Source organism: Roseomonas sp. E05 (genome assembly GCF_030063475.1).
Taxonomy (GTDB): domain Bacteria; phylum Pseudomonadota; class Alphaproteobacteria; order Acetobacterales; family Acetobacteraceae; genus Pseudoroseomonas.
Map to the genome: position 1 here is coordinate 37,366 of NZ_JASIRT010000004.1, position 14,000 is coordinate 51,365.

11 protein-coding genes are annotated in these 14,000 nt (G+C 72.2%); 8 read left to right on the top strand and 3 right to left on the bottom strand.

Translation table 11 applies throughout. The features are described from left to right. Positions 1–1,722, bottom strand: coding sequence for a heparinase II/III family protein (locus tag QMO56_RS06050; protein WP_283524152.1), 1,722 nt, complete (start codon positions 1,720–1,722; stop codon positions 1–3). A gap of 210 nt (positions 1,723–1,932) precedes the next feature. Between QMO56_RS06050 and QMO56_RS06055 the strand changes: the two genes are divergently transcribed. Then, the gene (locus QMO56_RS06055) at positions 1,933–4,614 is read left to right on the top strand and encodes an SLBB domain-containing protein (RefSeq protein WP_283524153.1); all 2,682 of its coding nucleotides are present in this window, start codon (positions 1,933–1,935) and stop codon (positions 4,612–4,614) included. A 90-nt stretch (positions 4,615–4,704) separates the two neighbouring features. Here QMO56_RS06055 and QMO56_RS06060 read toward each other — a convergent pair whose 3' ends face one another. Then, on the bottom strand, positions 4,705–5,520 hold the full coding sequence (locus tag QMO56_RS06060; RefSeq protein ID WP_283524154.1) for an MBL fold metallo-hydrolase: 816 nt from the start codon (positions 5,518–5,520) through the stop codon (positions 4,705–4,707). 164 nt (positions 5,521–5,684) lie between these two features. Here QMO56_RS06060 and QMO56_RS06065 point away from each other — a divergent pair, with 164 nt between their 5' ends. Together QMO56_RS06065 and QMO56_RS06070 are read left to right on the top strand one after the other, a co-directional pair. Next, positions 5,685–6,152 carry a carboxymuconolactone decarboxylase family protein gene (locus QMO56_RS06065; protein ID WP_283524156.1) on the top strand — a complete coding sequence of 156 codons (468 nt, stop codon included), beginning with the start codon at positions 5,685–5,687 and terminating at the stop codon, positions 6,150–6,152. After that, positions 6,142–7,005 carry a sigma-70 family RNA polymerase sigma factor gene (locus QMO56_RS06070; protein WP_283524157.1) on the top strand — a complete coding sequence of 288 codons (864 nt, stop codon included), beginning with the start codon at positions 6,142–6,144 and terminating at the stop codon, positions 7,003–7,005. The genes QMO56_RS06065 and QMO56_RS06070 overlap by 11 nt, the downstream gene beginning before the upstream one ends. A 34-nt stretch (positions 7,006–7,039) precedes the next feature. On the opposite strand, the gene QMO56_RS06075 is transcribed toward QMO56_RS06070, so the two are convergent. Then, positions 7,040–7,894, bottom strand: a complete 855-nt coding sequence (locus QMO56_RS06075; RefSeq protein ID WP_283524158.1) for a prephenate dehydratase — start codon at positions 7,892–7,894, stop codon at positions 7,040–7,042. A 252-nt stretch (positions 7,895–8,146) separates the two neighbouring features. Between QMO56_RS06075 and QMO56_RS06080 the strand changes: the two genes are divergently transcribed. From QMO56_RS06080 to QMO56_RS06100, 5 genes are all read left to right on the top strand, one after another. Continuing rightward, positions 8,147–8,683 carry a cytochrome c family protein gene (locus QMO56_RS06080; RefSeq protein WP_283524160.1) on the top strand — a complete coding sequence of 179 codons (537 nt, stop codon included), beginning with the start codon at positions 8,147–8,149 and terminating at the stop codon, positions 8,681–8,683. After that, positions 8,683–9,456: a histidinol-phosphatase gene (hisN, locus tag QMO56_RS06085; RefSeq protein WP_283524162.1), complete on the top strand. Its 774-nt coding sequence runs from the start codon at positions 8,683–8,685 to the stop codon at positions 9,454–9,456. The genes QMO56_RS06080 and hisN overlap by 1 nt, the downstream gene beginning before the upstream one ends. Before the next feature lie 326 nt (positions 9,457–9,782). Then, positions 9,783–11,651, top strand: a complete 1,869-nt coding sequence (locus tag QMO56_RS06090; protein ID WP_283524163.1) for an extracellular solute-binding protein — start codon at positions 9,783–9,785, stop codon at positions 11,649–11,651. A 138-nt stretch (positions 11,652–11,789) separates the two neighbouring features. Then, positions 11,790–12,890: a microcin C ABC transporter permease YejB gene (locus tag QMO56_RS06095; protein WP_283524165.1), complete on the top strand. Its 1,101-nt coding sequence runs from the start codon at positions 11,790–11,792 to the stop codon at positions 12,888–12,890. Further along, a complete protein-coding gene (locus QMO56_RS06100) occupies positions 12,887–13,924 on the top strand; it encodes an ABC transporter permease (RefSeq protein ID WP_283524167.1) in 1,038 nt (345 codons plus the stop codon). Before QMO56_RS06095 ends, QMO56_RS06100 begins: the two co-directional genes overlap by 4 nt. Positions 13,925–14,000 lie beyond the last annotated feature (76 nt).

A 14,000-nucleotide genomic window follows, 5' to 3' on the forward strand; every position in this document is an offset into this window, starting at 1 on the left:
TCACGGCAGCAGCACCTGCGTGACGATGCGGGAGACGGGCGCGGCGGCGCGGGCCACCAGCACGCGACAGGGCCGCACCACGCCATAGGCGGGGCTCTCCCAGCCCTCCTCCAGCGAGAGCCGCAGCGGCGCATCGCCCCCCAGGCGCAGCCGGGCCGGGCCCTCCGCCCCGTCCGCCAGCAGGCGCCACTCGCCGGGCCCGAGCCGCCAGCGCAGCGCCAGGCTGCGGAAGGGGCCGGCGACCTCGTCGGCGATGGTCCAGCAACGGCCCTCCGGCCGCACGTCGCGCGCGTGCCGGTTGCCATGGGCGTCGCGCAGGGCGGCACCATGGGGCCGGGCGGCGAGGCGGGGCCAGCGGGCCAGCAGGAAGCGGGAGAGGCGCGGCATCGGCTCCCGCTCGTCGAACAGGATGGTGTTGTGGGCGCGGGCGGCGGGGAAGTAGTCGAGCCACCAGCGCTCCCCGGCGGGCGGGTTGTAGGCGCCGGTGCCGGCATCGGCCAGCACCGGATGCGTGCCATCCCAGAGGTCGAGATGCAGCAGGTCCGCCTGGCCTGGGCGGAAGCGCAGCGGGCCGGTGCGCAGCAGGGCGCGCGCCTCCGCCGCCTCCCAGCCGCGCGTGCCGCTGGCGGTCCAGGCGGCAGGCCGCGGGAAGGGGCGCGACTCGGGCAGGTCCAGCCATCGGCAGCCCGGCTCGCCCGGGAAGCCCGCAGAGCTCCCGGTGAAGAGGCGCATCGCCCGCTCGGCGCTGCCGCGCGCATCGGCGGGGCCGCCGAGGGCGAGGTCGGCGAAGGCGGAGCCATCCTGGTGGCCGAGCGCCGGCAGGGCGCCATCCGCCGCCACCAGCCGGGCCAGCCACCGCGCCGCCGCCGCCGCGCGGTCGGCGAAGGGGGCGGGCAGGGGCGGGCGCCCGAGGCGGCGGCGCAGCAGCTCCACCACGGCGAGCGTGTCCAGCAGCAGCCGGTGATAGCCGGTGGAGACCTGCGCGAAGCCGCCATCCGGTGCCACCAGCCGGCGCAGCGCGGCAGCCAGATCGGCGGCGGCATGGCGGGCCAGGGCGGCATCCTCCAGCAGCCAGCCGCAGGCCAGAAGCCCGGCCGGCTCGCTGATGCTGTGGTTGTTGTCCTGCGCGCGGGCATAGGCGCCCGTGGCGGCGATGCGGCGGGCATGCACCTGCAGGAAGGCGCGGGCGGCCGCCGGTGGCGCCCGCTCCCGCCCTGCCAGCAGCAGCGCCAGCGCCAGGTGCAGCGCCCGCAGCGCCGCCTCCTGGCCGCAGGCCCAGTTGGGGCCGCGATAGGGCGGGTTGGCCGCACACCAGGCGGCCAGCCGCGCTTCCGCCGCGGCGTGATGGCCTTCCTCCGGCCAGAGACGCCCCGCCTGCACCAGCAGCGGCAGCCAGGCGAGGCGGTTGGCCTCCCAGACCGGGCGCACGTCGCCGGGGCGAAACAGGTCCAGCCCGAGGGCGTCCGCCTCCGCCGCGAAGGGGCCATGCCAGGCGGCGGGGGGCAGGGCATCCAGGGCGGCGCGCACCCTCTCCCGCGCACTGGACGGCAGGGCGGGCGCGGGAGGGAGGGGGGCCGGCCCCAGGACGCCGGGCTGGGCGGCCGGCCAGGCGCCTTCCCGCAGGCGGCGCTGCGGCAGGCCGGCGAGGCGCTGCGCCCGGTGCCAGCCATAGAGGGTCAGCGCGCGAGGGCCGAGGCGCCAGGCCACGTCGGCCAGCAGCATCGTTCTTGCCAGAGCGGCTTTGCGCGCTTGGATAGACATCACGAAACTGTTATAGCAAAACTAATACTTTTGCGAGCAGGCAGAACGCCATGCTCCCGTTGAAGGTGGTGCCGGGCCGTGCTTGACCCCCTCCTCCTCGCTTCCCGGTTGTTGCGGTCCATGGCCTTTCGTCATGCGGGACTGGCACTGGGAGCCGGATCGCTCCTCGCGGTGCAGATCCTTCCGGCCCTGGCGCAGCCTGGCCCACCGGGCGGGCAGGTGCCCAGCCCGCTGCTTTCGCCACCCTCCCTGCCCTCCACGCTGCCGGGCGGCCTGCCGATGCCCGTCCTGCCGCCGGCCGTGCAGCAGGACATCCTGCAGCGCATCCTCGACGCCTCCGGCGGCGCCGCTCCGGCCCCGGTCGCGCCGGCTCCTTCCGGGGCGCCCGCCTTCCCGCCGCCGGCCTCCGCGCGCCCTGCGGCGCCGGCCCCGGTGCCCGTGCTCGCCGAGCCGCTCTCGCAGGCGGAGGCCTTCTTCGCCGGCCGGCTGGACATGCCGCTGCGCCAGTTCGGCTACGACACCTTCCGCGAGATGGCGGCCATGCCGGCGCCGCCCACCGCCGTGGGCAGCCTGCCCGACAGCTATATCATCGGGCGGGACGACGAGGTGCTGATCGGCATCCGCGGCCGCACCCGGCAGAACCACACGCTGCGCGTCACCCGCGACGGCACGCTGCTGCTGCCTGACCTGCCGCCCTTCATCGCCGCCGGCCGGACCCTGGGCGAGCTGCGCGCCGACATCCAGGATCGCGTGGCGCGCGAGCTGGGCGGCTCGGAGGCCTTCGTCTCGATCGGGCAGCTGCGGCAGATCGGCGTCTTCATCGCCGGCGAGGTGGTGCGGCCGGGGCTGCAGGCGCTGCCGGCGCTGGGTTCGGTGCTGGATGCCCTGACCCTGGCCGGAGGCGTCAAGAAGACCGGCTCGCTGCGGGCGATCCGCGTCGAGGGGCCGCGCGGCTCCCGCGTCATCGACCTCTATTCGGTGATCGGCAGCGAGCCGGGCCAGCCGGACCTGATGCTGCGCGAGGGCGAGCGCGTCGTGGTGCCGCCGCTCGGCGCCACGGTGGCGGTGGCCGGCGACGTGACCCGCCCCGGCATCTATGAACTGCCCGCCCGCGCACCGACCGCCCCGCTCGACACCCTGCTGCGGCTGGCCGGCGAGGCGCTGCGCCCGGCCGGCAACCGCTTCCTGCTGCACGGCACCGATGCCCAGGGGCGGCGCAGCCTTTCGGAAATCGGCCCTGGCGCACGGCTGCGGCGCGGCGACGCGGTGGTGGTGCAGCCGGGCGCCGACGTGGTGGCGGGGCAGGTGCGGCTGGCCGGGCATGTGGTGGCGCCGCTGCTGCGCCCGGCGCGCGGTGCGGGGCTGCGCAGCCTGCTGGCCGACCCGCGCATCGTGCGGCCCGACCCTTATGTGCGGCTCGGGGTGGTGTGGCGGGTGGACGCGGCGACCCGGGTGCGCCGCTTCGAGGCCTTCGACTTCGGGCGGGTGATGCAGGGCCGCGCCGACCTGCCGCTGCGCGAGGACGACGAGGTCATCCTGCTCTCCCAGGCCGACGTGCTGTGGCTGGGCAGTCCGCCGGTGCAGCGCGCGCTGCGCGGCGAGGCAACGGCGGGCGCGCCGCTGGCCACGCCGGCGGCGGCCGGCGCCGCGCCCGCCGCCCCGGCGGACTGCGCCGCGCTGCAGGCGCTGGCGATCGCCGCCCGCTCCTCGCCGGTGCGCTTCGCCCATGTGCGCGGCGCCGGCTTCCCCGATCTCGGCGCGCCGCCCTGTCCGCAGGTCTTCGTGGACTACCCGGCGCTGCTGCCCTTCCTGCTCGACCAGTCCGTGCTGATCTCCGGCGAGGCGCGGCTGCCGGGCCTCTACCCGATCCTGAACGACACCGGGCTGGACCAGGTGCTGGCCGCCGCCGGCGGCGTGACCGACACCGCCGACCTCTCCGCCGTCGAGCTGTCGCGCGAGCCGCTGGAGCAGGCGGGGGCGATCCCGCTCTCCCGCACGCTGCTCGACCTGCGCAGCCGCAACTTCGCCGCCATCCGGCTCTCGCCGCGCGACGGCATCCGCATCCCGCGCGGCTTCGGCGACCGCGACGCCGGGCCGGTGACGCTGGCCGGGGAATTCCTGCGCCCGGGCATCTACGACATCCGCCGCGGCGAGCGGCTTTCCGAATTGATCGCGCGGGCCGGCGGGCTCTCGCCGCAGGCCTATCCTTACGGCGCGGTGTTCACCCGCGAGAGCGTGCGGCAGCGGCAGCAGGAAGGCTTCGCCCGCACCGCGCGCGAGCTGGAGCAAAGCCTGATCCAGGTGGCGGCGGGGCAGGCGGTGGCGGGCAGCCGCGCCGGCAGCATGGATCTGGGCGGCGCGATCACCGCCGGGCGCGAGCTGGCCAGCGCCCTGCGCGACGCCCGCGCCGCCGGGCGCATGGTGGTGGAGGCCAACCCGGTCATCCTCGCGGCCCGGCCGGAGCTGGACGTGCTGCTGGAGCCGGGCGACCTGATCGTCATTCCCAAGCGGCCCAACGAGGTGACGGTGGTCGGCGCGGTGCTGAACCCGGGCAGCCTGCAGTTCTCCACCGGCTGGAAGGCGAATGACTACGTGCGCGCCTCGGGCGGGCAGCAGCGCTTCGCCGATGGCTCGCGCGCCTTCGTGGTGCTGCCCAACGGGCAGAGCGTGCCGGCCGGGCTGGGCGCCTGGCAGGCGGGCGGGCCGCCGATCCCGCCCGGCAGCCTCGTCGTCGTGCCGCAGGACCCCTCGCCCTACGAGACCTGGGGCTTCGTGCGCGACCTGACGCAGACGCTGGGGCAGATCTCGATCAGCGCCGCCGCCCTGTCGGTGATCGCCGGGCAGGTGAAGTGAAGGCGGCCCCCTCTCCGGGCCGGCCGTGCCGCGAAGGCCTCCGGCACAGTCTCCGCGGGGTTGCCGCCCGAATGCGCGCCGGCCCTCCGCTCAAGGCCGGTCGCGGTGCAGATGGGCGATGTGGCGGCCGACGGATTCGGTCACCGCCTGCCGCCCGCCCTGCGGAATGACGCGCCCCCAGAAGGCGCCGTAGACCGCATCGAAGTCCCAGGCCTCGATGGCCTCACCCATCCGCCGCACCGCGGCCGCACCGAGGGGGATGAGGTTGGGGTAGCTGCGCATCAGGCCGACATGGCGGCGGTCCGGCACCACCTGGAGGATATCCCCCGAGAGGAGGGCGCCACGCCCCTCCGCCTGGGCGGCGTGCAGCACGGTGCCGCCGGTGAAGTGGCCGCCGAGGCGGATCAGCGTCACGCCCGGCGCGATGGATTTCGTCTCGCCATCCCAGAAGGCGATCTCCGGCCCCGGGCGCATGACCCATTCGCGGTCGGCGGCGTGCAGGTGGATGGGGATGCCGCCGAAGGCGCGGCTCCATTCCAGCATGGTGGTGTAGTAGTGCGGATGGGAGATGGCGATGCCGGCGAGGCCGCCCAGCGCCTGGATGATCCGCAGCAGGGTGGAATCCAGGAAGGCGATGCAGTCCCACAGGATGTTGCCGGGGGGCGTGGGCAGCAGCAGGGCGCGCTGGCCGATGGCGAAATCCGGCGCGCAGCCGATGCCGAGCAGGCCGTGCTCCTCCTTCAGCAACGCCTTGCGGCTCTGGGCCAGCCGCTCCAGCGTGGTCCAGCCCTGGCCCGACTCGGGCACGTACTGGCGCTCGTCCTGGCAGATCGGGCAGCAGGGGGGCGGCTGGTCGGCGGGCGGGAACTGGGTTCCGCAGGCGGTGCAGATGAAGGGCGTGGCCATCGTGTGCTCCTCTCCTGAAGGAACGGTAATGTGCTGCGGGGTGGCGCGCCAAGCTGCCCCCGCCCGGCCCTGCCATCGGAGGCGCGGATTTTTCGCCGCCGGATGTCACACCGCGCCGGGCTGGCGCGTCCTGGGAGCGTCGATGTCCACAGGAGCATGAAGCCATGACCCCTCGCCTCAACCCCCATCAAGTCGCCCCGGAGATGCTGCGCCCGATGCTGGCGCTGGAAGGCGCCTTGCAGAAGGGCGGCCTGGAGCCCTCGCTGGTCCATCTGGTGAAGACCCGCGCCTCGCAGATCAACGGCTGCGCCTTCTGCCTGCACATGCACACTGCCGAGGCGCGCGCCGATGGCGAGAGCGAGCAGCGGCTCTACCTGCTGGATGCCTGGCGCGAGTCGCCGCTCTACACGCCGCGCGAGCGCGCCGCCCTGACCTGGACCGAGGCGCTGACCCGCGTCGCCGAGACACACGCGCCGGATGCGGACTATGCCGTCCTGTCCGGACACTTCTCGCCGCAGGAGCAGGTGGTGCTGACGCTGATGATCGGCACCATCAACAGCTGGAACCGGCTGGCGATCGGCTTCCGCTATGTCCATCCGGTGCCCGAGACGGCGGCGGCGCATGCCGCCTGAACTGGCCGCCTTTGTCGGGCTGCGGCCGCGCCTGCTGCGCCTCGCCTACCGGATGCTCGGCTCGGTCGCCGAGGCGGAGGACGTGGTGCAGGAGACCTGGCTGCGCTGGCAGGGGGCCGGCAAGGAGGACCTCCGCGATCCGGAGGCCTTCCTGATCCGCATCGCGACGCGGCTCTGCCTGGACGCGCTGCGCTCGGCCCGGCGGCAGCGCGAGACCTATGTCGGCCCCTGGCTGCCGGAGCCGCTGGTGGATCCCTTCGCGCCCGTGGGGCCATCCGTGGCGGACGAGCTGACGCTCACGATGATGCTGGTGCTGGAGCGGCTCTCTCCCGCCGAGCGCGCCGCCTTCCTGCTGCACGACGTGTTCGGGCTGGACTTCGCCGAGGTCGCGCGGAGCCTGGAGCGCGAGGAGGCCGCCTGCCGGCAGCTTGCCAGCCGCGCCCGCAGGCAGCTCCAGGCGGCGCGGCCGCGCTTCCCGGTGGCGCCGGAGGCGGGGCTGCGGCTGGCCGAGGCCTTCTTCGCCGCCTCGCGCAGCGGGGATGCCTCCGCGCTGCGGCAGATGCTGGCGGCCGAGGCGGTGGCGGTGACCGACGGTGGCGGCCGGCGCCGCGCGGCGCTGAACCCCATCCTCGGGCCGGAGCGCATCATCGCCTTCTTCGCCGGGCTGGCGCGCAAGGGCGTCTTCACCACCGCGCCGCCCCTGCATGTCGGGATGATCGACGGCCTGCCGGGCTTCATCACCCGCGAGCCGGATGCGGGGTTGCAGGCCACCGCCCTGCAACCCGAAGGGGAGTCCATCGCCGCGATCTACATCCAGCGCAACCCGGACAAGCTCCGGCATCTGCTCCAGTAGAAGAGGGGGGGGGAAGAGTTCCCCCGGCGCCTTTTCAGTCCGCCTGGGCCGCCTGGCCGAGCCGGTAGGGATGCGCCGGATAGGCACCGAGGACGCGCATCTCGCGCGAGAAATAGGCCAGCTCGCTGAGCGCCCGCTTCAGCGCCGGGTGCTCGGGGTGGCCATCCACGTCGCAGAGGAACTGGGTGGCGGTGAACTCGCCATCAAGCATGTAGCTCTCCAGCTTGGTCATGTTCACGCCGTTGGTGGCGAAGCCGCCGAGCGCCTTGTAGAGCGCCGCCGGAATGTTGCGGACGCGGAAGACGAAGGTGGTGACGGTGTCGGGCGCATCGAGCGGCGGATAGCTCGGCTCCCGCGACATGACATAGAAGCGGGTGGTGTTGTGGGCCGCGTCCTCGACGTTCCGCAGCAGGACCTCCAGCCCGTAGATCTCGCCCGCCAGCGAGGAGGCGATGGCGGCGTCCTCCAGACTCGGGTGCTCGGCCAGCAGCTTGGCGGCGCCGGCGGTATCGGCCTCGATCACCGGCTCCAGCCTGCGCTCGCGCAGCAGGTTCAGCACCTGGCCGAGCGCGACGGGATGGCTGTGGGCGCGCTTCAGCCCCTCCAGCGTGGCGCCCTTGTGGGCCAGCAGGCAGTGCTCGACGCGCTGGTAGTGCTCACCCACCACGAAGAGGCCGGAATCGGGCAGCATGCGGTGGATATCGGGCACCCGGCCGGCCAGGGAGTTCTCGCAGGGCAGCATGGCCAGCTCGGCGCGACCCTCGCGCACGGCGGCCATGGCGGCCTCGAAGCTCGGGCAGGGCAGGGTGGTCCAGCCGGGATAGGCGCTGCGGCAGGCAAGGTCGGAATAGGCCCCGGGCATCCCCTGGAAGGCGATCACACCGCTCATCGTATTCCCTGCTCCGTCCCCTGCCGGAGGGTGGGCGCCGATTCGCGCAACCTGCCGGCGCATCCGTCCACTGATCCCCACACTCTGGCGCGCAGCAGGAATAGTGCCGCCTCCGGCACGATGGCCCCCGCCGCGGTGGGGCAACGGGTTGATGCGCCCGTACTTCCCCACTATGGTCCGGGCGCTTCTAGTCGAGGCCCGGACAGCACGCAAATCGTGCGCGGCCAGATCAGCGGGGGATGGATCGGCAGCATGAGCTTGGAGGTCAATAAGGCGTTCGCGGCTGTGCTCACGGCCGGCATCGCCTTCATGGTTGCGGGCCTCATCGGCGAAACGGTCGTCCATCCGAAGAGGCTGGAAAAGACCGCGATCACCATCGAAGGCGTCGGCGAGACCGCCGCGACCCCTGCCGCCAGCGAGCCGCAGATCGAGCCGGTGGCGCCGCTGCTGGCCGCCGCCAACATCGAGGACGGCAAGCAGATCGCCGCCCGCATCTGCAGCGCCTGCCACACCTTCGAGCAGGGCGGGGCGAACAAGGTGGGTCCGAACCTCTATGGCGTGGTCGGCAACCACCATGCCCATCTGGAGGGCTTCAACTACTCGCCGGCCATGCAGGGCCTGTCCGACAAGCAGTGGGACTACGAGGCGCTGAACCACTTCCTGGCCAGCCCCGCCCGCGCGATCCGCGGCACCCGCATGGCCTTCGCCGGGCTGCGCAGCGTGAACCAGCGGGCGGATGTGATCGCCTATCTGCGCACGCTGTCCGACAACCCGCTGCCGCTGCCCTGATGCGGCAGGCGCTGCTGGAGGCGGCCGAGGCGGCCGCCGATGCGGCGGGGGCGGTGATCCGCCCCCTTTTTCGTTCCGCGCTGCTGGTCGAGGCGAAGGGCGATGCCAGCCCCGTCACCGAGGCTGACCGCGCCGCCGAACGCACCATCCGCACCCTGCTGGCCGAGCGCTTCCCCGATCACGGCGTGATCGGCGAGGAGTATGGCGCCGAGCGGGCTGAGGCCGAGTACGTCTGGGTGGTGGACCCGATCGACGGCACCCGCGCCTTCGTCACCGGGCGGCCGCTCTTCGGCAGCCTGATCGGCCTGCTGCATCGGGGGCGCCCGGTGCTCGGCGTGATCGACCAGCCCGCCACGGGTGAGCGCTGGGTCGGGGTGGAAGGGGAGCCGCTGCGTTTCCGTGGGCCGATGGGCGGCACGCCGCGCACCCGCGCCTGCGCCCGCCTGGCCGAGGCGGAGCTGTCCTGCACCAGCCACGAGATGTTCTCCCCCGAGGAGGCGCCGCGCTTCGCGAAGCTGCGCGCCGCCGCGCGCCGCGTGACCTGGGGGGGCGATTGCTACGCCTATGGGCTGCTGGCGCTCGGGCTGGTGGATGTGGTGGTCGAATCCGACCTCAAGCCCTGGGACTGGGCGGCGCTGGTGCCGGTGATCGAGGCTGCCGGTGGCGCCATGACCGATTGGGCGGGGGAGCCGCTGCGGCTGGGTGCGGCGGGGCAGGTGGCCGCAGTGGGCGATAAGGCGCTGCTGTCCGAAGTCTGCGGGCTGCTGGCCTGAACGCGGCCAGGGGGCGCCGCCCCCTGGACCCCTGCCGGGGTGACAGTGTCACCCCGGACCCTGCCATCCGTTGGGGCTCTGCCAGGCGCGCAGCGGCCATGGAAAATCCGGGAAGCCGCAGGCCCGGCGCCGGCAGCCGCCGAAGGACCATGCCCTCCGGCGCGTCCACACTGCATCGGCCGTTGAGGGCGGGGTCCGGGGGACACCGTTCCCCCGGCGGGAGGGCTTCGGGGGAGGGCGGCGCCCTCCCCGCCTTTCGTTGCAAAGAGCAAGCGGGCGGCAGGGAGGTGTTGTCCCGGCGGGGCGGAACCCTCATCCTAAGGCCCATGCGCCGCCGACACCTGCTGGCCTCCGGCCTTGCCCTCGCCTCCGGCCCCGTGCTGCCGCGCGCCTGGGCGCAGGCACCGACGCCCAACCTCGCGGACGGCAACCCGCCGCCGCGGCGGACCCATGCGCTGTCGCTGCTGGGCGAGCCCTCGCTGCCGGCCGACTTCACGCACTGGCCCTGGGTCAACCCGGACGCCCCGAAAGGCGGCCAGATGACGCTGACCGCCATCGGCAGCTTCGATTCCTTCAACGGCTACATCCTGCGCGGCACGCCGGCGGTTGGCCTCACCATGCTCTATGACACGCTCACCTTGCCGAGCAGCGAGGAAGCCAGCACCGAGTATGGCCATCTGGTCAAGGCCATCGAGGTGCCGCGCGACGGGCGCGGCGTGGCCTTCGAGCTGCGCGAGGAAGCGCGCTGGCATGACGGCAAGCCGATCACGGCGGATGACGTGGTCTGGACCTTCAACACCCTGCGCCAGCACGGCCGGCCCTTCTACCGGGCCTATTGGGCTGATGTGGCGGAGGTGGTGGCGGAGGGGCCGCGCCGCGTCGTCTACCGCTTCAGCACCAACGAGAACCGCGAGCTGCCGCAGATCCTCGGGCAGATGGCGGTGCTGCCGCGCCACTGGTGGGAAGGCAAGGACTTCACCCAACCCGGCCTGACCGTGCCGCTCGGCTCCGGCCCCTACCGGATCGAAAGCTTCGAGCCGGGGCGCAGCGTGGTCTATCGCCGCGTGCCGGACTACTGGGGCCGCAACCTGCCCACCCGCAAGGGCACCAACAACGTCGATATCACGCGCTACGAGTATTTCCGCGACACGACGGTGGCGCTGGAGGCCTTCAAGGCCGGGCAGATCGACCTGCGCACCGAGAACGTGGCGAAGGACTGGGCCACCGCCTACGACTTCCCCGCCGTCCGCCGCGGGCTGGTGAAGCGGGAGGAGATTCCGCACGAGCTGCCCACGGGCATGCAGGGCTTCGCCATGAACCTGCGCCGCCCGCTGTTCCAGGACAAGCGCGTGCGCGAGGCGCTCGGGTTGATGTTCGACTTCGAGTGGATGAACGCCAACCTGTTCTACGGCAGCTATACGCGCACCACCTCCTACTTCTCGAACTCCGAGCTGGCGGCCAATGGCCTGCCTTCCGAGGGCGAGCTGATGGTGCTTTCCGCCTTCCGCGGGAAGCTGCCGGAGGCGCTGTTCACCACCGAGTTCCGCGTGCCGCTCTCGGATGGCAGCAACAACAACCGCGAGAACGCCCGCAAGGCGCTCGGCCTGCTGCGGGAGGCCGGCTGGGAGGTGAAGGAGCGCCGCCTGGTGAACGGCCAGGGCCAGCCCTTCAGCTTCGAGATCCTGCTGAACGGTCCGACCTTCGAGCGCATCGCGCTGCCCTATATCCAGGCGCTGCAGCGGCTCGGCGTCGAGGCGCGGGTGCGCACCATCGATCCGGCGCAGTACCAGGTGCGGATGGACGACTTCGACTACGACATGACCACCGTGGTCATCCCCGAGAGCCTCTCGCCGGGCAACGAGCAGCGCGACTTCTGGACCTCGGCCAAGGCCCGCGAGAAGGGCAGCCTGAACTACATGGGCATCGCCGATCCGGTGGTGGACGCGCTGGTGGAGCTGGTGATCTCGGCGCCCGACCGGCAGGCGCTGATCGACCGCACCCGGGCGCTCGACCGCGTGCTGCTCTGGGGGCACTACGTCATCCCGCACTGGCACAGCCGGACCTTCCGCGTGGCCTGGTGGGACAAGTTCGGCCGGCCCGAGCACAACCCGCGCTACGCGCTCGCCATCGACAGCTGGTGGGTGGACACCGGGCGCGAGCGGGCGCTGCCGGCGGACCGCAGCACGGCGCAGTAGATGGGTGCCGCGAGAAAAGGTCGGGGGAATGAATTCCCCCGAACCCCCATCTTTTTTCTGACGGATAAAAAAAAGATGGGGGGTGCGGGGGGAATTCCTTCCCCCCGCTCTTTTCCCCCGTGTGGGATGGGCTGACGCATGGGCGCCTACCTCCTCCGGCGCATCGCCTTGCTGGTGCCGACGCTGTTCGGCATCATCCTGATCAATTTCGTCGTGGTTCAGTTCGCCCCGGGCGGGCCGGTGGAGCAGATGCTGGCCGAGCTGCGCGGCCAGGGCGGCAGCGCCATCGGCCGCCTCTCCGGCGAGAGCCAGGGCGAGACGCGGGCGCCCATGCGGCAGGGCGAATCCGGCCCCGTCGGCAGCTATCGCGGCGCGCGTGGCATGGACCCGGCCGTGGTGGCCGAGATCGAGAAGGCCTTCGGCTTCGACAAGCCGGCCTATGTGCGCTTCGTCGAGATGCTGAAGGGCTACCTGACCTTCGATTTCGGCGAGAGCCTGTTCCAGGGGCGCAAGGTGATCGACCTGTTGCTGGAGAAGCTGCCGGTCTCGGTCAGCCTCGGCCTCTGGTCCACGCTGATCATCTATCTCGTCTCCATCCCGCTCGGCATCCGCAAGGCGGTGCGGGACGGCACGCGCTTCGACGCCTGGACCTCGGGCGTGGTGCTGGTGGGCTATGCGGTGCCGGGCTTCCTCTTCGCCATCCTGCTGGTCGTGCTCTTCGCCGGCGGCAGCTTCCTGCAGATCTTCCCGCTACGGGGACTGACCTCCTCCGGTGCCGCCGAATGGCCCTTCTGGCAGCGCGCGCTGGACTATGCCTGGCACATGGTGTTGCCGACCCTCTCCCTGGTGATCGGCGGCTTCGCCGGCCTCACCATGCTGACCAAGAACAGCTTCCTGGAGGAGATCGGCAAGCAGTACGTGCTGACCGCCCGGGCCAAGGGCGCCGATGAGGGGCGCGTGCTCTACGGCCATGTGTTCCGCAACGCCATGCTGCTGATCATCGCGGGCTTCCCGGCGGCCTTCATCAGCATCCTGTTCACCGGGGCGCTGCTGGTGGAGATCGTCTTCTCGCTCGACGGGCTCGGCCTGCTCGGCTTCGAGGCGGCGATCCGGCGCGACTATCCCGTGATGTTCGGCACGCTCTACATCTTCACCCTGCTCGGTCTGATCATGCAGATCGTCGGCGACCTGACCTACACGCTGATCGATCCGCGCATCGACTTCGAGGCGCGCCGATGAGGCCGATCACGCAGCGGCGCCTGGCCAATTTCCGCGCCAACCGGCGGGGCTGGTGGTCGCTCTGGATCTTCCTTGTGCTGTTCCTGCTCACCCTCTTCGCCGAGCTGCTGGCCAACGACCGCCCGCTGGTGGCCAGGGTGGGCGACGAATGGTTCTTCCCGGTGGTGCGGGAATATGCCGAGAGCGACGTCATCCCCGACGGCTTCCCGACCGCCGTGGTCTGGCGCGACCCCTATCTGCAGGACGAGATCAGGCAGCGCGGCGGCTGGATGGTCTGGCCGCTGCTGCCCTACCGCTACGACACCATCATTCGCGACCTCGGCCGGCCCGCTCCCTCGCCCCCTTCCTGGAAGAACCCGCTGGGCACCGACGACCAGGCGCGGGACGTGCTGGCGCGCGTGATCTACGGCTTCCGCATCTCCGTGCTGTTCGGCTTCGCGCTGACGCTGTTCAGTTCCGTCATCGGCATCGCCGCCGGCGCGGTGCAGGGCTATTACGGCGGCTGGGTGGACCTGAGCTTCCAGCGCTTCATCGAGATCTGGTCCGGCATGCCGCAGCTCTTCCTGCTCATCATCCTGGCCAGCGTGATCGAGCCGGGCTTCTGGACACTGCTCATCTTCCTGCTGCTGTTCTCCTGGATGTCGCTGACCGGGGTGGTGCGCGCCGAGTTCCTGCGCGGCCGCAACCTGGACTATGTGCGCGCCGCCAAGGCGCTCGGCGTTTCGGACACGCGGGTGATGACGCGCCATATCCTGCCCAACGCCATGGTCGCGACATTGACCTTCCTGCCCTTCCTGCTCTCCGGCAGCGTCACCATCCTGGCCAGCCTGGACTTCCTCGGCTTCGGCCTGCCACCGGGCTCGCCTTCGCTCGGTGAGCTGGTCAGCCAGGGAAAGAACAACCTGCAGGCACCCTGGCTTGGCATCACTGCCTTCGTGGTGCTCGGCGGCGTGCTGACATTGCTGATCTTCGTGGGCGAGGCCGTGCGCGACGCCTTCGACCCGCGCAAGCTGCCCGGAGGGAGCGAGGCATGATCGGCTCCAGCCTTCAGGAGGGGCTCCGCCCCTCCCGAACCCTCCCCGCCGGGGTGACAGTGTCACCCCGGACCCC